Below are 17,302 nucleotides of genomic sequence, written 5' to 3'. Positions count from 1 at the left end.
CTGCCTTCCATTCCTTCAGGATCCTCTTGCGATGTCCGATTTGCTAGCCAGCATCCAATCCCCCCATGACCTGCGCAAGCTGCCGCGTGAGCAGCTCAAGCCCCTGGCCAAAGAGTTGCGGGAGTTTCTGCTGGACAGCGTTTCCCGTACCGGTGGCCACCTGAGTTCCAACCTGGGCACGGTCGAGCTGACGGTGGCCCTGCATTACGTGTTCAACACGCCCGAAGACCGCATCGTCTGGGATGTGGGCCATCAGACCTATCCGCACAAGATCCTGACGGGTCGCCGCGACCGCATGCCGACTCTGCGCCAGCTGGACGGCCTGAGCGGTTTCCCGCGCCGCGACGAAAGCGATTACGACACTTTCGGCACCGCCCATTCCTCCACCAGCATTTCCGCTGCACTCGGCATGGCCACGGCCGCGCGCCAGAAGGGCGAGCAGCGCCACAGCATTGCCGTGATCGGTGATGGCGCCATGACGGCCGGCATGGCCTTCGAGGCCCTGAACAACGCCGGCGTGGAAGAGAACATCCGTCTGCTGGTGATCCTGAACGACAACGACATGAGCATCAGCCCGCCGGTGGGCGCGCTGAACCGCTACCTGGCGCAGCTGATGAGCGGCCAGTTCTATGCCGCGGCCAAGAACGTCGGCCGCAACGTGCTCAAGAATGCGCCGCCGCTGCTGAACCTGGCGCGCCGCATCGAGCAGGGCGCCAAGGGCATGGTGGTGCCGGGCACACTGTTCGAGAAATTCGGTTTCAACTACGTCGGCCCGATTGACGGCCACGACCTGGAGTCGCTGATCCCGACGCTGGAAAACCTGCGTCACCTGGAGGGCCCGCAGTTCCTGCACGTGGTCACGCGCAAGGGGCAGGGCTATGGCCTGGCCGAGGCGGACCCGATCGCCTACCATGGCCCCGGCAAGTTCGATCCCGCCGTTGGCCTGCAGAAGCCGGCCACCCCGCCCAAGACCACCTTTACTCAGATTTTCGGCAGCTGGCTGTGCGACATGGCGGAACAGGACAAGCGCCTGGTCGGCATCACGCCGGCGATGCGCGAAGGCTCCGGCATGGTCGAATTCCACAAGCGCTTCCCGGACCGCTACTACGATGTCGGCATTGCCGAACAGCACGCCGTGACCTTTGCTGCCGGCATGGCCTGCGAGGGCCTGAAGCCGGTGGTGGCGATTTATTCCACCTTCCTGCAGCGTGCCTATGACCAGTTGATCCACGACGTGGCACTGCAAAACCTGCCGGTGGTGTTTGCGCTGGACCGTGCCGGCCTGGTCGGCGCCGACGGCGCCACCCATGCCGGCAACTACGACATCGCCTTTACGCGCTGCATTCCCAACATGAGCGTAGCCTGCCCGGCAGACGAGGCCGAGTGCCGCCAGCTGCTGACCACCGCCTACGAGCAGGATCACCCCGTCACGGTGCGCTACCCGCGTGGTGCCGGCGCTGGCGTGACGCCGCCTGCTTCGCTGGAAGGCCTGCCATTTGGCAAGGGCGAAATCCGCCGCCAGGGGCAGGGCGGGGTGGCCATGCTGGTGTTTGGCTCGCTGCTGTACCCGGCACTCGAGGCGGCTGAACAGCTGGACGCCACGGTGGTCAACATGCGCTGGGCCAAGCCGCTCGACGAGGAACTGCTACTCCAAGTGGCCGGCACACATGCGCACCTGGTGACCATCGAGGATGGCTGCATCATGGGTGGCGCCGGCAGCGCCGTGCTGGAAGCGCTGGAAGCGCACCAGATCGAGCGTCCGGTGCTGCAGCTTGGCCTGCCGGACAGCTTTATCGAGCATGGCGATCCGGTCAAGCTGTACCAGATGCAGGGCCTGGATGCCGATGGCATTGCCGCTTCCGTACGCAAGCGTTTTGCGTCCTGAAGCCCGTCAGCCCCGAAAACATATTTACAAATTCCTGAATGCCGGGTAAAACCGGTCTGTCAGGCAGCCACCGGGATCCTATAATTTTCCGGTTAGGCTCAATCCTTTTCAAACTACTATCTGGAGAAATACATGGATCGTCGTTCCATCGTCAAGAGCATCGGTATTGCCGGTGCAACCGTTGCCGCAGGCGCACTGGCTGCGTGCGGCAAGAAAGAAGACGCCGCTGCAGCACCGGCTGCATCTGGCGCGGCACCGGCTCCTGGCGGTGCTCCGGCGGTTCATACGTCCGATTCCGTGCGCTGGCGCCTGGCTTCCAGCTTCCCCAAGTCGCTGGACACCATCTTCGGTAGCGGCGAGCGCTTTGCCCAGACCGTGAAAGAGCTGTCTGGCGGCAAGTTTGAAGTCACCGTGCACGCGGCTGGCGAGCTGATGCCCGCTTTTGGCGTGGTGGATGCGATCCAGAACGACACCGTGGAAATGGCCCAGTCTGCTTCCTACTACTTCACCGGCAAGGACCCGATCTTCGCCTTCGGCTGCGCCGTACCGTTCGGCCTGACCGCACGCCAGATGGACGCCTGGATGGAAGTCGGCAACGGTCGCAAGCTGCTGGACGAGTTCTACGCCAACTACAACATCAAGAGCGCCAGCGCCGGCAACACTGGTACGCAGATGGGTGGCTGGTATCGCCGCGAAATCAACACCGCAGCCGACCTGAACGGTCTGAAGATGCGCATGGGTGGCGGCCTGTTCGGCGAAGCCATGCAGAAGCTGGGCGTGGTGCCGCAGAACATGCCGGCCGGTGACGTCTACCAGTCGCTGGAAAAGGGCACGCTGGACGCAACCGAATTCGTCGGTCCCCACGACGATGAAAAGCTGGGCTTCAACAAGGTGGCTCCGTACTACTACTACCCGGGCTGGTGGGAAGGTGGTGCAGAACTGGAGTTCTTCATCAACAAGAAGGCCTACGAAGCCCTGTCCGCCACCAACAAGGCGATCGTGGACGCTGCTACCCGCGTGGCAGCCCGCGAAATGACCAACAAGTACGATGCCTTCAACCCGATCGCGCTGAAAAAGCTGGTGGCTGCCGGTACGCAGCTGAAGCCGTTCTCCAAGGAGATCCTGGACGCCGGTTTCAAGGCTTCCATGGAAGTGTTTGCCGAGCACGAAGCGCGCTCGCCGGAATTCAAGAAGATCCACCAGGACATGCGCGCATTCCAGCGCGACCAGCTGCTGTGGAGCCGCTTCTCGCAGTTCCGCTACGACAGCTACATGGCTACCGTGACCAACCTGTAATTGCCACAGGATCCGGCCAGTTCATACTGGCCGGTACGCTGCCAAAAACGGGTAAGCGGATTAAATGGTTGATCTTACCTTTGCATGAGAGTGAGGCAAACCGGCATCTCATCGGATTATCTGGTTGGCACTCCAACCTACTGCTGATGCATGCTTCCCTCGCTAATTCCAGCAAGAACCCCACACGCCTTAACTTCCCGGTCATCGTTGCAACGCGCTCTTAGTGAAACGAGTTGTTTCTCAAGCGCCTGTAGAGCGGTTATCTGCGAGCGCACATGAGAGATGTGATCATCGAGCAAGGCATTGACAGCGGTACAGGACTGATGAGGGTCGTCCTGATAGCGCTTTAGTTCGTGAATTTCTGCCAGTGACAGATCCAGGATGCGGCAGCGACGAATAAAGGCCAGCCGCTCAACGTGTTTCTCGGTATAGACACGGTAACCGTTCTCCTGCCGACCAGGCGGCGGCAACAAGCCCTGCCGTTCGTAGAAGCGGATCGTCTGTGTATCTACCCCTACTGACTGTGCCAACTGACCAATACGCATCGGGTTCCTCCGCAACGGATTCTCTACGCTATTGACATTATAGCTACTATATAGTTTTAAATGAAAACCCGATCACATTCAAGTGGAGTCATATCATGAGTAAAAACTGCGGAGGCCCCTGTGGCGACCATGCAAGGCCTGCGGCGGATACCGATATGCAGGCCTCCTCCGATGCGTCGGGGGAATGGGTCAGTGTTTATGCCGTGCCGAAGATGGACTGTCCATCAGAAGAGCGCATGATTCGCCTGGCCCTGAACGGCGTTGAGGGGATTCGGGCACTGTCCTTCGACTTGTCGAACCGCCGGTTGAAGGTCGTGCATGACGGTGAGGTCGAGCCCGTCACCTCGAAACTGAAGACCTTGGGGCTAGGCGCCTCGCTTCAGGAAACCGTCGCTGCAAATCCGGAGACCATCAAGGCCGCCGAGTTTTCGGCAGCTTCTGCTAAGCAAGAATCCGGGACCCTGCGCTGGTTGCTCGGCATCAATGCACTTCTGTTCGTGGTGGAAATGACTGCCGGTCTGATCGCCCGGTCCACCGGCCTGATTGGAGAATCCCTGGACAATTTTGCCGATGCGGCGGTGTACGGGCTTGCCCTTTATGCGGTTGGACATAGCGTGAAAATGCAGGTACGTGCCGCGCATCTTGCTGGTGTACTGCAACTGATCTTGGCTGTGGGCGTACTCATAGAGGTGGTGAGACGCTTTGTATTCGGTAGTGAGCCTGAATCGCTGGTGATGATGGCTATCGCATTCGTCGCATTGATTGCCAATACCAGTTGTCTGCTGCTCATATCCAAACATCGGGAGGGCGGGGCGCACATGAAGGCAAGCTGGATATTCTCGGCCAACGACGTGGTGATCAACCTGGGGGTCATCACCGCCGGCGCTCTGGTCGCGTGGACCGGGTCCAATTATCCGGATCTGATTATCGGCACCATCGCGGGGGTAATTGTACTTAACGGTGCTAGACGCATTCTGGCGCTCAAGGATTAAGCAATGTCCATTTTTGGCAAACATCTGTCACCGTACGCTCTGTTGTCCATATCGGGCCTGCTGGCAGCGTCTGATCAGGCCATAAAATGGCTGGTGCAACAATCAATGGCATATGGCGAGTCTATTTCAGTGACCTCATTCTTTAACTGGGTACACGTATGGAATACCGGTGCCGCATTCAGTCTTTTTGCGAATGGTGGAGGCTGGCAGCGCTACTTTTTTATCGGAATCGCGGTAGTGGTCTCGATTTTTCTGATCAAGCTGATCCTTGAAAATCGTCATAAAGGAGAAGCCATCGCTTACAGTCTTATCCTCGGTGGCGCCATGGGCAACCTGATTGACCGGGTCTTTCGCGGCTATGTTGTGGATTCCTTTGATTTCTATTGGCGAGACTGGCATTGGCCGGCCTTCAACCTGGCTGATATTGCAATTGTCCTCGGTGCCTTACTTTTAGTTTCCAGCAGCTTGTTGGGTAAAAAAGCAAACACCAATGCCGAGTCGGATGGATCTGACTGACACCTACGCCTATACAACACCATGACCGAACTTCCCGACAACATCCTTCACCTGCCGCAATACCAAGTACTGGGCTGCAAATCAACCGACGACGAAATGCACTTCCAGGTGGACGTGCCCGATCCCATCGCCTGCGAGGAATGCGGCGTGCAGGGTGAGTTCGTACGGTTCGGCAAGCGTGACGTTCCCTATCGTGATCTGCCCATCCACGGCAAGCGGGTCACTCTCTGGGTGGTCCGCCGCCGATACACCTGCCGGGCCTGCAAGACAACATTCAGGCCCCAGCTACCGGAGATGGTGGACGGATTCCGTATGACACTGCGGCTGCATGAGTACGTGGAGAAGGAATCCTTCAACCACCCCTACACCTTTGTGGCGGCACAGACCGGCCTGGACGAGAAGACGGTGCGCGACATCTTCAACGCCCGCGCCGAGTTGCTGGGGCGCTGGCACCGCTTCGAGACGCCCCGCATCCTGGGCATTGACGAGCTATACCTGAACAAGCGCTACCGCTGCATTCTGACCAACATTGAGGAGCGAACCCTGCTCGACCTGCTGGCCACCCGCCGCCAGGACGTGGTGACCAACTACCTGATGAAGCTAAAAGACCGGCAGAAGGTCGAGATCGTCAGCATGGACATGTGGAACCCCTACCGGGCAGCGGTCAAGGCTGTGCTGCCCCAGGCCCGTATCGTGGTCGATAAGTTCCATGTGGTGCGCATGGCCAACGATGCCCTAGAGAGAGTGCGCAAGGACCTCAGAAAGGAGCTGAAACCGTCCCAGAGCCGGACTCTCAAGGGAGACCGGAAAATCCTGCTGAAACGCGCTCACGAAGTCTCAGACCGGGAGCGCCTCATCATGGAGACCTGGACAGGCGCGTTCCCGCAACTGCTGGCCGCCTACGAGCACAAGGAGCGCTTCTACGGCATCTGGGACGCCACCACACGGCTCCAGGCAGAAGCCGCCCTGGACGAGTGGATAGCCACCATCCCGAAGGGCCAAAAGGAAGTCTGGAGCGATCTGGTCAGGGCAGTGGGAAACTGGCGCGAAGAGACCATGACCTACTTCGAGACGGACATGCCCGTCACCAACGCTTACACGGAGTCCATCAACCGACTGGCCAAGGACAAGAACCGTGAAGGGCGCGGTTACTCCTTCGAGGTGATGCGGGCACGAATGCTCTACACCACGAAGCACAAGAAGAAGGCACCGACTGCGAAGGTCTCTCCTTTCTACAAGAAAACCATCGGTTACGGACTGCCGGACTTCGCAGAGGAACTCAACTACGGAGTCGATCTATCAACCATCTGAGGGTGGTATCAGATTGATGGGGTGAAGGTGCCCCATCAACCATTAAATCCGTATACCCCCAAAAACAAAACCCGGATCGCGCAAGCGTCCGGGTTTTTTGCTGGCTGCCTGCCACACACGGTGGCAGGCGGGGCAGGGGCTTACTGGGCCTTCTTGTCCTGCTCCATCATGCGCTGCAGATCCTGCATCGGATCGTCAGCCAGACCATCGCTGCCGATGGGGGCCGGTGCCAGACCGCCGCCGGCTGCAGCCGGAGCAGCAGGCGTTTTGGCTGCGTCCGTTGCAGGAGCGGCAGGGGTAGCCGGAGCGGCCGGCTGTTCATCAGCGAAGGGATTACCCAGATCGTGGTTCAGCGTGGAGCCGACCGAGGGCATGCCCGGGGCGACCGGCTGTTGCAGGTCGCTTTCCAGCTTCTCATCCTGCAGGCTCTGGAACATCTGCTCCGTGACCTTGTCCATATCGACCTCAACCTGCTTGTCCAGGCTGCCAGTGACCAGCTGCGGGAAGGCAATCAGGATACCGACCATGGTGATCTGGATGATCAGGAAGGGGATCGCGCCCTTGTAGATCTGCATGGTGGTGATCGGCTCGATGGTCTTCTTCGTGACGCGATCGACATAGGCCTTGGCCGGTGCCACCGAGCGCAGGAAGAACAGCGCGAAACCGAACGGCGGGTGCAGGAAGGACGTCTGCATGTTGACCGCCAGCAGCACGCCGAACCAGATCAGGTCGATACCGAGCTTTTCCGCCACCGGTGCCAGCAGCGGCACGATGATGAAGGACAGCTCGAAGTAGTCCAGGAAGAACGCCAGGAAGAAGATCAGCACGTTCACGAAGATCAGGAAGCCGATCGGTCCGCCCGGCAGGTTGGCCAGCAGGCCTTCCACCCACAGCGAGCCGTCCACGCCCTGGAACACCAGGCTGAACATGGTGGCACCGATCAGGATGAACATCACGAAGGCGGACAGCTTGGTGGTGGATTCCAGTGCCTGCTTCAGCTGCACGAAGGACAGGCGGCGCTTGACCCAGCCCATGATCAGGGCACCGACGGCACCCATGGCACCGCCTTCGGTCGGCGTGGCCACGCCCAGGAAGATCGTGCCCAGCACCAGGAAGATCAGCAGCAGCGGCGGGATCAGCACAAAGGTGACGCGCTCGGCCAGCTTGGACAGCAGGTTGAGCTTGAGCAGCTTGTTCAGGCTGGCAATCACGAACGCCAGGAAGGTGCCGGCGCACAGGGCCACCACGACTTTTTCGTCGGTAGCCACGGCAGTGACCTCATGGCCAAACCAGGCATAGACGTCAATGATGTGGCGGGCCAGGAAGATGGCGACCAGTGCCGAAATGACGGTCAGCACGATCAGTGACGGGTAGCCGCTGCTGCCATTCGGCTGGCGATAGGCACGCGCCTCAGGGGGCAGGGCAGGGACCATCTTGGGGCGGAAGACGGCCAGGATCAGCACGTACAGGATGTAGAAGCCCATCAGCATGAAGCCGGGGATGAAGGCACCCTTGTACATGTCGGCGACGCTGCGGCCCAGCTGGTCGGCCATGATGATCAGCACCAGCGAGGGAGGGATGATCTGTGCCAGCGTACCCGAGGCGGCAATCACGCCCGAGGCGACGCGCCGGTCATAGCCGTAGCGCAGCATGATCGGCAGCGAAATCAGGCCCATGGAGATGACGGAAGCGGCAACCACGCCGGTGGTGGCGGCGAGCAGGGCGCCTACCAGCACCACGGCCAGCGCCAGGCCGCCACGCATCGGCCCGAAGACCTGTCCAATGGTATCGAGCAGGTCCTCGGCCATGCCGCTGCGTTCCAGAACCAGACCCATCAGGGTAAAGAACGGGATCGCCAGCATGGTGTCGTTGGTGATGATGCCGAAAATCCGCAGCGGCAGCGCCTGCATCAGCGCTGGCGGCAGGATACCGAGCTCGATGCCGAGGAAGCCGAAGAACAGGCCGCAGGCACCCAGGCTGAACGCCACCGGGAAGCCCATCAGCAGGAAGGCGATCAGGCCGCCGAACATGATCGGCGCGAAATTGTGAAGAATAAAGTCCATGGTGTCAGGCTCCGGAATCAGGCTTTCTGGTTGCCGGGAGCCGGCGTGTCATGCTCGTTGGCGCGCAGGGCGTTGATCAGCTCCTGCTCGGGCGGGGTTTCATCGGGCTTGTCAGCCGGATCGGCAATGCGGCCCTGCAGGAAGGCAAAGCGCTTGATCAGCTCGGACCAGCCTTGCAGCATCAGCAGCGCCACGCCAATCGGAATCGGCAGCCAGGCCGGCCAGCGGATCAGGCCGCCAGTGTTCTGTGACGATTCGCCGGAAACATACATGTACTCCACCATGGGAATCGCGTAATACAGGATGATCAGGCAGAACGGCGTGAGGAAAAAGATAAAGCCGAAGATCTCGATCCAGACCTGGGTGCGGCGCTTGAGCGTGCCGTAGAGCACGTCGATCTTGACGTGCTCCTGGCGCAGCAAGGTGTAGCCGGCCGCCAGCAGGAAAGCCCAGGCAAACAGGTACCACTGGACTTCGAGGTAGGCGTTGGAACTGGTGTGGAAGATCTTGCGCACCACGGCGTTGATCGCGCTGATCATGGTAGATGCCAGGATCAGCCAGATCACGGCCTTGCCGACAAAGCGGTTTAGCGCATCGATCAGCTGTGACAGCTTGAGAAGAATGGTCATGGGTTGTGCTCCCTGCAACGGCGACGGCAGGCCGGATCATGCGTGGCCTTGCCGTTGTTACCCGATGCTTACAAAAACGGAAGCTGCAATTCTACGTGTTCGAACGGATGTTCGCATAACGGATATGTAAGACAGGGGGTGTCTTCAGGCTTGCTGCGTATATTATTTGACATAATATACATTGTATTAATCATGTCGATGACCAAGGGCAGACGGAAAAATGGCCGGCATCGGCCGGCCATGACGCATGTTTGCCAGTTCCCTGGATCAGCGCACCGTGTTTTGCCACAAGGCTGGCGCTGCAACCGACGTGCTGCTGGTGCTGGCTGCGCCCGATGCCGCATCCACTGGCGCGACCGGATCGCCTCGCAAGGCTGCAGCCTGTTCCGGCGTCAGCGGCTTGAGCGGCTGCACCTTGCCCGGATCGCGGACCTTGCGCTGTTCCTGTTGGATCAGGTCGATATTGGCCTGGATGCCGCCGTATTTGGCAAATTCCAGCGCCGTCATGTTCAGGTCATTGCGTTCCCAGACCAGCGCGCCACGCTGGATCAGGTAGCGGATGGTGTCGGTATTGCCCATCCAGGCCGCCATCATCAGCGGCGTGCTGTTGTTGGGCGAATCGGCGTTGATGTCGGCACCACGGCCCAGCAGCAGCTTGACCATGTCCAGATTGGACTTGGTGGCGGCGTAATGCAAAGGCGTCCAGCCGTAACGATCGGTTTCGGCGCCCCGGTTGATGAGTCGGCGCGCCAGATCGTTCTGCTCCGTGTAGATGGCGATCATCAGCGGCGTTTCGTTATTGGCGTTGGTCGCATTGACGTCGATATTGCGCGCAGCCAGCAGCACCGGCAACACCTTGGTCGATTTTTCCTGGATGGCGTGGATCAGCGGTGTCTTGCCGTTTTCGCCGCGCAGGTTGGGATTGACGCCCTGCTGCAGCACTTCACGTGCACGTATATCGCTGTCGCGCTTGACCGCGACCATCAGGTCCTCAATGCTGGCTGCAGAGGCGATTCCCGAGAAGGAAATGGCTGTAATGGCAATGGCTTGGAGAATTTTCTTCATGTTGTGTGAGACTCCTCTTGAGAGATTTTGCATGAACTGCTGTTGCAAATGCTTTCAACTCATGAATTCATGGAAATCATGGTATTAGGATGATTTTCTGATCCTGTTTCTCATGGTTGTTGGCCAGCGGAAACAGCGCATCAAAGTTGCGTGTGGTGATTTCTGCCACCGTTTCCGGCGCCAGATTGCGTATCTCGGCCAGCAGTTTCGCCACATGCGGCACATAGGCTGGCGAGTTGGTCTTGCCGCGATACGGTACTGGTGCCAGGTACGGACTGTCGGTCTCGATCAGCATGCGGTCCAGCGGCACATAGCGTGCCACATCGCGCAAATCCTCGGCGTTACGGAAGGTGACGATGCCTGAGAAGGAGATGTAGAAACCCATGTCGAGCGCAGCGCGCGCCACTTCCATGGTTTCGGTAAAGCAGTGGAACACGCCGCCCGCAGAGCCGGAAGAGCCGTCTTCACCCTCCTCCTTCAGGATGCCCAGCGTGTGGTCGGAGGCGCTGCGGGTGTGGATCACCAGCGGCAGCGCCAGCTCGCGTGCAGCGCGGATATGGATGCGGAAGCGCTCGCGTTGCCACTCCATCTCGGCCAGGCTGCGGCCATTCAGGCGGTAGTAATCGAGTCCGGTCTCGCCGATGCCCACCACACGCGGCAGACGGCCGCGCTGCAGCAGATCCTCCAGCGTGGGCTCCTGCACCTCGTCGCTGTCGGGATGCACGCCAACGGTGGCCCAAAAATTGTCATGCTGCAGCGCCAGCGCGTGCACATCGGGGAATTCTTCCAGCGTGGTGCTGATGACCAGCGCGCGTTCAACCCGGGCTTCGGCCATCGCCTGGCGGATCTCGGGGATGCGGTCACGCAGATCGGGAAAATTGAGGTGGCAGTGGGAATCGACAAACATGGATCAACGGTAGTTGGCAACAGGACGGGCTGCAGAGCCAGCCGCCCTGCCCGCTGACTGGCGGCGCGGCTGCAGCGCCAGGCGGGCCTGCGATAGCAGGTCTTCCAGGAAAAGACCGGGGTTGTAGGGGTGCTCGGCAGAACGGCGGTCACGCGCGAGCTGGCGGCTCCAGCGCGTGAGCAGGTTCCAACCGGCCAGTCGGTCGGCCGTGGGGAAGTCTTCGGTGGCAAAAAAGCGCGGCACGCTGCCGCTGCGTACCAGGAAGGCATCGTGGCAGATTTTTTGCAGCGCATCAATCGCCTGCAAGGGTGTGAAACCGGCAAAGGCAGCGGTCTGCCCGCTCCAGGCGGCCTGCGGCAGCTGGCGCCAACTGGCCGCCATCACGCCCTGGCTGGCCAGCGCCAGCGCATCATGCGGGCGACCACCTGCGGCCTGCAGCAGCGCGGCGGCATCGTGGGCCGGCAGTCCTTGCTGTTCCAGCCAGACGGCGGCCTGCTCCTGCTGCGGCCAGGCCATGGTGTGCGTCATGCAGCGGCTGCGGATGGTCGGCAGCAGCTGGTGCGCCGCTTCGGTGGCCAGCACGAAGCGCACGTCGCCAGGCGGCTCTTCCAGCGTCTTGAGCAGCGCGTTGGCGGTGACGTGGTTCATGCGTTCGGCCGGGTAGATCAGGACCGCCTTGCCACGGTTACGGCTGCTGGTGCGCTGGGAAAACTCCACCGCATCGCGCATGCTCTCGATGCGGATCTCCTTGCTCGGCTTGCGCTTCTTGTCGTCCAGCTCCTTCTGCGCCTTTTCGCCCAGCGGCCAGTCCAGCTCGTGCAGCTGGGTTTCCGGCATCAGCACGAACAGGTCGGGATGCGTGCGCACCTCCACGCCGTGGCAGCTCTCGCAGTGACCACAGGCGCTGCCATCGGCTTGCGGCTGCTCGCACAGCCAGGATCGCACCAGGCCCAGAGCGATGGCGTACTGGCCCAAGCCCGACGGCCCCTGCAGCAGCCAGGCATGGCCGCGCTGTTGCAGCAGGTCCAGCATCTGCTGCTGCAGCCAGGGCGGCAGCGGGCCGTCTTGTGGCGGGGCGACAAAGGCCGGCGCAGCCGGCTTGCGTGTACTCATGCCAGCCAGCCTTTCTCACGCACTGCCTGTTCCACCTGCTGCCAGACTGCGTCCGGGGTCAGGGCGGCATCGATACGGGCAAAGCGTTCCGGGGCCTCGCTGGCGCGACGCGCATAGCCGGAAGCCACGCGTTCAAAAAATTCCTGCTGTTTGGCCTCGAACTTGTCCGGTTCGCGCGCACCGGCCAGGCGCTGCGCGGCCACTTCGGTCGGCAGGTCAAACCAGAGTGTCAACGCTGGTTGCAGCTGGATGTCCCGCTGGTGCAACACCATGTGCTCCAGCGTCTGCAGCGTGAACCAGTCAAAGCCGCGGCCGGCGCCCTGGTAGGCAAAGGTAGCATCGGCGAAGCGGTCGCACAGCACCACGTCACCGCGCTCCAGTGCCGGCAGGATCACCTGTTGCACATGGTCACGGCGTGCGGCAAATACCAGCAGCGCCTCGGTCAGCGCGTCCATTTCCTGGTACAGCACCAGTTCGCGCAGCGATTCGGCCAGCGGCGTGCCGCCCGGCTCACGCGTGCGCAGCACCGTCTTGCCCTGGGCGCGGAACGCGGCTTCGAGTGTGGCGATATGGGTGGTCTTGCCGGCTCCGTCAATGCCTTCAAAGCTCAGGAACAGGCCAGGTAGTCGTATCTCCATCAGCGCCCCCGGATGTACTTGTTGACGGCACGGTTGTGCGCGTCCAGTGTGTCACTGAATTCGGAGCTGCCATCACCACGCGCCACGAAATACAGCGCCTTGCTGTTGGCAGGATGCGCGGCAGCGGCCAGCGAGGCTTCGCCCGGCATGCTGATGGGCGTGGGCGGCAGGCCGGCCCGGGTATAGGTGTTGTAGGGGGTATCGGTCTGCAGGTGGATCTTGCGCAGATTGCCGTCAAAGCTGTCGCCAATGCCGTAGATCACGGTCGGGTCGGTTTGCAGGCGCATGCCGATGCGCAGGCGGTTGACGAACACCGAGGCCACCATGGCCCTATCCTCGGGGCGGCCGGTTTCCTTTTCGATGATGCTGGCCATGATCAGCATCTCGTAGGGGTTCTTGTAGGGCAGATCGGCATCTCGGCTGGCCCAGGCAGCTTCCAGCTTGCGATCCATGGTACGCATGGCCAGGCGCAGCACCGTCATGTCGGAGGCGTTCTTGGCGTACTTGTAGGTATCGGGGAACAGCAGGCCCTCGAGCGAGTTTTCCTTGCGTTCCAGTGTCTTCAGCAGCGCCTGTTCATCCAGCTGTGCGGATTCGGGACGCAGATGGTCCCCCTTGGCGAGTGCTGCGCGCGTCTGGCGCAGGTTCCAGCCTTCGCCGATGCGCACCTGGCGCAATGCAAATTCGCCATTGCGCAGCTTGCGCAGCAGCACCTGTGGGGAATCGCCCTGCTTGATCTCGTAGGTGCCGGCCTTGAACTGGGCGCCGCGCGCCTGTCCTGCCAGGCGCAGCCACCAGGACAGCAGGTCCGGCGAGGTCTGTACGCCGGCAGCCACGGCTTCTTTCGCAATCTGGATCGCGCCTTCGCCTGGCGTGACTTCCAGATCGACCATCTCCTGCGACAAGCGCAGTGGCTGCGATGACCACCAATAGACGCCGCCGGCGGCCAGGCCCAGCAATAGCAGGATGAAAACTATGATTTTGCGCACACGGTATCCTTGAAACCAGCTCAACGGAGCGGGCCTGGTACAGCCCGCCAAAGAACCACATCATAATTCAGCCATGCAAAGCTCCCCTGTTACACCCCGTTCCCCCCTGCTTTCCTTTGGCCTGCCGGATGGCGTGGCCAGACTTTCCGGCGCTGACAGCCGCTGGGGCGTGATCGAGGCGCGCGGCGCCGATGCCACGCGCTTCCTGCACAGCCAGCTGACCAATGACCTGGCGCTGCTGCAGCCCGGCGAAGCGCGCCTGGCTGCCTTCTGCTCGGCCAAGGGCCGCATGCAGGCCAGTTTCATCGTCGTGCGCACGCTGCACACGGCCGAGGAGGACCGCTACTTGCTGCTGTGCCGCCAGGACCTGCTGGCGCAGATCCTGAAGCGCCTGACCATGTTCAAGCTGCGCAGCCAGCTGACGCTGACCGATGTCAGTGCCGAGATCGCTGTCTACGGCCTGCTGGGCGAGGCGGCACGCCAGGCCTGGCAAGGTGACATGCCGGTGCTCTGGGCGCACCAGCAGCAGGAGCTGCGCGATCTGGTCTGGCTCTACCCGTCCGTGGGGCAGGATACGCAGCTGCCGCGTGCGCTGTGCCTGCAGCCGGCAGGCCTGCCGGCACCAGTTGGTGCCAGTGTCAGCGCCCAGGATTGGGAGCTGTCCGAGGTGCGCAGCGGCGTGGCCACGGTGTCTCAGGCGACCTGGGAGGCCTTTGTGCCGCAGATGATCAATTACGAAAGCGTGGGCGGCGTCAGCTTCAAGAAGGGCTGCTATCCCGGGCAGGAAGTGGTGGCGCGTAGCCAGTTCCGCGGTGCCATCAAGCGCCGTGGCTGCATTGCGGCTGGCGTGCTGGCCGATGGTGCCGCCCTGCCGCAAGCCGGCCAGGATGTTTTCCTGGTGCCGACCGCCGGCGCTGCTGACAGCGTGCGCGATGGCGAGTGCGGCCTGATCGCCCAGGTGGCTACCCTGCCGCAAGACGGCTTCGAACTGATTGCCTCGCTGCAGCTGCACGCGATGGAAGCCGTGAGCCAGGGCCTGGCGACGCTGCATGCCGGTTCGGACACTGGTCCGGAGCTGCAGCTGCTGCCACTGCCTTACGTACTGCTCGAAGACATCTGAGGCCAGGCTGGCGGACCGGCCCTGCGCTGCGGCCTCAGCCAGCCAGTACGTCCCGGATGAAACCGCTCTTGGCCTCGGTGTAGGCCGCGCGGTCATCGCCAAAGCGTTTGGCCAGTGCCCGCTTCAACTGCGCGTAGTGTTGCGCGAGTTCCGGATCGGCGCGCAGCCGGTCTCGAAAGCGCAAATGGTCATGCCAGAACGGACTGCCGATTTCTACCGCGTGCAGATGAAACTGCCTGGGCCGGGTCATGGGCCAGGCCAGAAAGCGGCGTTCGGGCAGCGCCACTTCATGCTCGGGCCGGTAGTCATAGCCCAAGCCCTGTAGCAGCGGCAGCACCTGTTCGATGTCTGACAGGCTGGCTGCGCCTAGCATCAGGTCGATGATGGGCTTGGCCGCCAGGTCAGGAACCGCCGTGCTGCCCACATGTTCGACCTCGAAACCTGTCGGCAGTGCCGCCAGCAGCCGATTACGTTCGGCGGCAAACTGTCGGGGCCAGTCATCCGAATAATCGGCAATGATCAGGGGCGCGCGGTGAGCCATTTACACCTGCTGCAAGGCCTGCGCCCGCGTCAGCAGGAAGGCTGCGACGGTCTGCAGCTCCTCCCGCTGGGCCAGCAGGCTGTCCTGGTCTTGTTGCTGAACCAGCAGTTGCTGTTCCATGGTCTGCGCCAGCTGGCGCACGCGCTTGCGCACCTGGTTGGGCGACAGCTGGCAATCACAGGCAAAACGCTCCCAGGCGACTGAACCTGGCGGTGTCGCCAGCTGGTGCCGGCCGATCGCCAGGGCCATGCGCTGCGCCTGCGGCTGGCACAGCACATCGTGCAGTGGCGCCAGTGTCACGCCCTCTTCCGCATGGCGCGGCTGGCGCAACAGCAGCTGGTGCGGTGCCAGATCAGCCGCGCCCAGCAGCACGCCTGCGATGACGGCATCGAGCAATTGCAGTATCAGGCTGGCATGTGGGCGGATCTGCTCACGCAGCAGCGCAAACGCCGCTGGCCAGCCTGTGGCCTGGCGGGACTGGCTGGCTCCCGGCGTCAGGCCCATGGCCTGTCCGAGGGTCTCGGCTGGCCAGCGCTGGCAGCGCTGCTCCTCGTCGTAATAACGGTCCGGACGCAGCTGCAGCAGCGCCGTCATCTCGCCGGGTGGCATCGCCTGCATCGGCATGACAGACACGCCAATGGCCTGCAGCAACTGCTGGCACCAGTGACGCTGGAACAGGGCTGCATCCTGACCCGGCGTGGCCAGCCAGAGCAGATGGCTGCTGCAGGGCTGCACGTCCTGGCCGTCCTGCTGCTGCCAAAGCGGGACCAGCGCATGGTCTGCGGGCCAGCCGCCACGCGCGGCCTGCGGACGCGCCAGCAGCAGGCTGATGCAGGCCTGGCGTTCGACATGGCCGGCGGGCAGTGCCGGCAGCTCCTGCTGGATATCGGCATCGTCAAAAATGGACAGCTGCTGCGCCTCGGCCTGCAGTTCTTCCAGCGTCAATGGGGCGGCCTTCCAGCGGCGGCGGTTGGGTGGCAGTGCGTGCAGCGTCACGGCTCCCAGCAAGTCGGTGCCGAGGGCATCCAGCAGCGCGATATCGTCATCGGCGGCGGCCTGCAGGCGTTGTGCCAGCGACTCGCGCATCGCGCCGGAGGGCAGCAGGCTGCCAAAAAATGCCAGACTGGCCCAGTGGCCAAAAGCCTCGGCCTGCAAGGGCAGATGCAGGGAGAGTGGCACGGCATCGGCATGGGCCAGCCAGTCGCGGTGGTAGCGGAACTGCAGCCAGCCCTGTGAGGGCATGGCCAGGTTCGAGCCGCCGCGTACACCCGGTGCCTGGCCACTGCTGCTGAGCGTACCGACTACCTGCCCCAGCAGGCGCACCTGCAGTCGGGTATGGGCGCGATCGGGGACGGTGCTGCTCATGGCTGCTCCTGCAGGTTATCGGCCAGCGGCACGCCGTCCAGTTGCAGCTGGGCACCCAGCGCCTGCAGCACCTGCAATACTTTTTCCAGTCGTACGGTGCGCTTGCCGGCTTCCAGTTCCACCACAAAGCGCAGGCCGACGCCGGCCGCCAGGGCCAGTTCAGCCTGGGTCAGACCTTGTTGCTTGCGTGTGCGGTAGACCGCCAGTCCCAGATCCTGGGGGGTATCGACAGGTTGCAGCATGGTGGATATTCCCGCTCGGGCATGTTTTACATGTCTGCCATTCTAGGCCAGATGGCGTTCAAGGGTTTGTCCGCAGCACCTCTGT

Annotated in this window: 17 protein-coding genes; 6 read left to right on the top strand and 11 right to left on the bottom strand. The window is 62.1% G+C overall.

Going from position 1 to position 17,302, the window contains the following annotated elements:
• The first annotated feature begins 31 nt into the window (after positions 1 to 31).
• Both dxs and V1261_RS10295 read left to right on the top strand, forming a co-directional pair.
• Positions 32 to 1,885: a 1-deoxy-D-xylulose-5-phosphate synthase gene (dxs, locus tag V1261_RS10300; protein WP_329771649.1), complete on the top strand. Its 1,854-nt coding sequence runs from the start codon at positions 32 to 34 to the stop codon at positions 1,883 to 1,885.
• Positions 1,886 to 2,017: 132 nt separating this feature from the next.
• Complete coding sequence (locus V1261_RS10295; RefSeq protein WP_329771648.1) at positions 2,018 to 3,181, top strand: TRAP transporter substrate-binding protein; 1,164 nt, start codon at positions 2,018 to 2,020, stop codon at positions 3,179 to 3,181.
• Between the two features lie 137 nt (positions 3,182 to 3,318).
• Here V1261_RS10295 and cadR read toward each other — a convergent pair whose 3' ends face one another.
• On the bottom strand, positions 3,319 to 3,726 hold the full coding sequence (cadR, locus tag V1261_RS10290) for a Cd(II)/Pb(II)-responsive transcriptional regulator (protein ID WP_001219642.1): 408 nt from the start codon (positions 3,724 to 3,726) through the stop codon (positions 3,319 to 3,321).
• Between the two features lie 95 nt (positions 3,727 to 3,821).
• Here cadR and V1261_RS10285 point away from each other — a divergent pair, with 95 nt between their 5' ends.
• From V1261_RS10285 to V1261_RS10275, 3 genes are read left to right on the top strand one after another with little or no spacing between them, the layout of a single operon-like run.
• Positions 3,822 to 4,718 (top strand): cation efflux transmembrane domain-containing protein, encoded by an 897-nt coding sequence (locus V1261_RS10285; protein WP_004781121.1) that lies wholly within the window; start codon positions 3,822 to 3,824, stop codon positions 4,716 to 4,718.
• 3 nt (positions 4,719 to 4,721) lie between these two features.
• A complete protein-coding gene (gene lspA, locus V1261_RS10280; protein ID WP_004726826.1) occupies positions 4,722 to 5,234 on the top strand; it encodes a signal peptidase II in 513 nt (170 codons plus the stop codon).
• 21 nt (positions 5,235 to 5,255) lie between these two features.
• Entirely contained in the window at positions 5,256 to 6,545 is a 1,290-nt protein-coding gene (locus V1261_RS10275) for an ISL3-like element ISPpu12 family transposase (RefSeq protein ID WP_000137810.1), read from the top strand.
• Between the two features lie 140 nt (positions 6,546 to 6,685).
• Here the strand turns inward: V1261_RS10275 and V1261_RS10270 are convergent, their stop codons facing one another.
• The 7 genes from V1261_RS10270 to mltG form a co-directional block, all read right to left on the bottom strand.
• Positions 6,686 to 8,608 (bottom strand): TRAP transporter large permease, encoded by a 1,923-nt coding sequence (locus tag V1261_RS10270; RefSeq protein ID WP_329771640.1) that lies wholly within the window; start codon positions 8,606 to 8,608, stop codon positions 6,686 to 6,688.
• A gap of 17 nt (positions 8,609 to 8,625) precedes the next feature.
• Entirely contained in the window at positions 8,626 to 9,237 is a 612-nt protein-coding gene (locus tag V1261_RS10265) for a TRAP transporter small permease subunit (protein ID WP_329771639.1), read from the bottom strand.
• Positions 9,238 to 9,504: 267 nt separating this feature from the next.
• Positions 9,505 to 10,302 (bottom strand): ankyrin repeat domain-containing protein, encoded by a 798-nt coding sequence (locus V1261_RS10260; RefSeq protein WP_329771638.1) that lies wholly within the window; start codon positions 10,300 to 10,302, stop codon positions 9,505 to 9,507.
• A gap of 76 nt (positions 10,303 to 10,378) precedes the next feature.
• Positions 10,379 to 11,209, bottom strand: coding sequence for a TatD family hydrolase (locus V1261_RS10255; RefSeq protein ID WP_329771637.1), 831 nt, complete (start codon positions 11,207 to 11,209; stop codon positions 10,379 to 10,381).
• 3 nt (positions 11,210 to 11,212) lie between these two features.
• Entirely contained in the window at positions 11,213 to 12,322 is a 1,110-nt protein-coding gene (gene holB / locus V1261_RS10250; protein ID WP_442877953.1) for a DNA polymerase III subunit delta', read from the bottom strand.
• Complete coding sequence (tmk, locus tag V1261_RS10245; RefSeq protein WP_329771636.1) at positions 12,319 to 12,960, bottom strand: dTMP kinase; 642 nt, start codon at positions 12,958 to 12,960, stop codon at positions 12,319 to 12,321. Before tmk ends, holB begins: the two co-directional genes overlap by 4 nt.
• Complete coding sequence (gene mltG / locus V1261_RS10240) at positions 12,960 to 13,949, bottom strand: endolytic transglycosylase MltG (protein ID WP_329771635.1); 990 nt, start codon at positions 13,947 to 13,949, stop codon at positions 12,960 to 12,962. Before mltG ends, tmk begins: the two co-directional genes overlap by 1 nt.
• A gap of 73 nt (positions 13,950 to 14,022) precedes the next feature.
• Between mltG and ygfZ the strand changes: the two genes are divergently transcribed.
• The gene (ygfZ, locus tag V1261_RS10235; RefSeq protein WP_329771634.1) at positions 14,023 to 15,069 is read left to right on the top strand and encodes a CAF17-like 4Fe-4S cluster assembly/insertion protein YgfZ; all 1,047 of its coding nucleotides are present in this window, start codon (positions 14,023 to 14,025) and stop codon (positions 15,067 to 15,069) included.
• A gap of 34 nt (positions 15,070 to 15,103) precedes the next feature.
• Here the strand turns inward: ygfZ and V1261_RS10230 are convergent, their stop codons facing one another.
• Genes V1261_RS10230 through V1261_RS10220 form a run of 3 tightly spaced genes read right to left on the bottom strand, consistent with a single transcriptional unit; the run spans position 15,104 to position 17,217 of the window.
• On the bottom strand, positions 15,104 to 15,610 hold the full coding sequence (locus V1261_RS10230) for a GrpB family protein (protein ID WP_329771633.1): 507 nt from the start codon (positions 15,608 to 15,610) through the stop codon (positions 15,104 to 15,106).
• Positions 15,611 to 16,975, bottom strand: a complete 1,365-nt coding sequence (locus V1261_RS10225; RefSeq protein ID WP_329771632.1) for a HipA N-terminal domain-containing protein — start codon at positions 16,973 to 16,975, stop codon at positions 15,611 to 15,613. It lies immediately after the preceding gene.
• Positions 16,972 to 17,217: a helix-turn-helix transcriptional regulator gene (locus tag V1261_RS10220; protein ID WP_329771631.1), complete on the bottom strand. Its 246-nt coding sequence runs from the start codon at positions 17,215 to 17,217 to the stop codon at positions 16,972 to 16,974. Before V1261_RS10220 ends, V1261_RS10225 begins: the two co-directional genes overlap by 4 nt.
• Positions 17,218 to 17,302: the final 85 nt, after the last annotated feature.

It is taken from the genome of Brachymonas sp. J145 (genome assembly GCF_036312245.1).
In the GTDB taxonomy this organism is placed as follows: Bacteria; Pseudomonadota; Gammaproteobacteria; order Burkholderiales; family Burkholderiaceae_C; genus Brachymonas; species Brachymonas wangyanguii.
This window is presented reverse-complemented; position numbering and strand designations above follow the sequence as displayed.

Excerpts from the sequence above, each read along its gene's own strand:
- dxs (WP_329771649.1), top strand. The coding sequence starts at position 32 with ATGTCCGATTTGCTAGCCAGCATCCAATCCCCCCATGACCTGCGCAAG.
- V1261_RS10295 (WP_329771648.1), top strand. The coding sequence starts at position 2,018 with ATGGATCGTCGTTCCATCGTCAAGAGCATCGGTATTGCCGGTGCAACC.
- cadR (WP_001219642.1), bottom strand. The coding sequence starts at position 3,726 with ATGCGTATTGGTCAGTTGGCACAGTCAGTAGGGGTAGATACACAGACG.
- V1261_RS10285 (WP_004781121.1), top strand. The coding sequence starts at position 3,822 with ATGAGTAAAAACTGCGGAGGCCCCTGTGGCGACCATGCAAGGCCTGCG.
- lspA (WP_004726826.1), top strand. The coding sequence starts at position 4,722 with ATGTCCATTTTTGGCAAACATCTGTCACCGTACGCTCTGTTGTCCATA.
- V1261_RS10275 (WP_000137810.1), top strand. The coding sequence starts at position 5,256 with ATGACCGAACTTCCCGACAACATCCTTCACCTGCCGCAATACCAAGTA.
- V1261_RS10270 (WP_329771640.1), bottom strand. The coding sequence starts at position 8,608 with ATGGACTTTATTCTTCACAATTTCGCGCCGATCATGTTCGGCGGCCTG.
- V1261_RS10265 (WP_329771639.1), bottom strand. The coding sequence starts at position 9,237 with ATGACCATTCTTCTCAAGCTGTCACAGCTGATCGATGCGCTAAACCGC.
- V1261_RS10260 (WP_329771638.1), bottom strand. The coding sequence starts at position 10,302 with ATGAAGAAAATTCTCCAAGCCATTGCCATTACAGCCATTTCCTTCTCG.
- V1261_RS10255 (WP_329771637.1), bottom strand. The coding sequence starts at position 11,209 with ATGTTTGTCGATTCCCACTGCCACCTCAATTTTCCCGATCTGCGTGAC.
- holB (WP_442877953.1), bottom strand. The coding sequence starts at position 12,322 with ATGAGTACACGCAAGCCGGCTGCGCCGGCCTTTGTCGCCCCGCCACAA.
- tmk (WP_329771636.1), bottom strand. The coding sequence starts at position 12,960 with ATGGAGATACGACTACCTGGCCTGTTCCTGAGCTTTGAAGGCATTGAC.
- ygfZ (WP_329771634.1), top strand. The coding sequence starts at position 14,023 with ATGCAAAGCTCCCCTGTTACACCCCGTTCCCCCCTGCTTTCCTTTGGC.
- V1261_RS10230 (WP_329771633.1), bottom strand. The coding sequence starts at position 15,610 with ATGGCTCACCGCGCGCCCCTGATCATTGCCGATTATTCGGATGACTGG.
- V1261_RS10225 (WP_329771632.1), bottom strand. The coding sequence starts at position 16,975 with ATGAGCAGCACCGTCCCCGATCGCGCCCATACCCGACTGCAGGTGCGC.
- V1261_RS10220 (WP_329771631.1), bottom strand. The coding sequence starts at position 17,217 with ATGCTGCAACCTGTCGATACCCCCCAGGATCTGGGACTGGCGGTCTAC.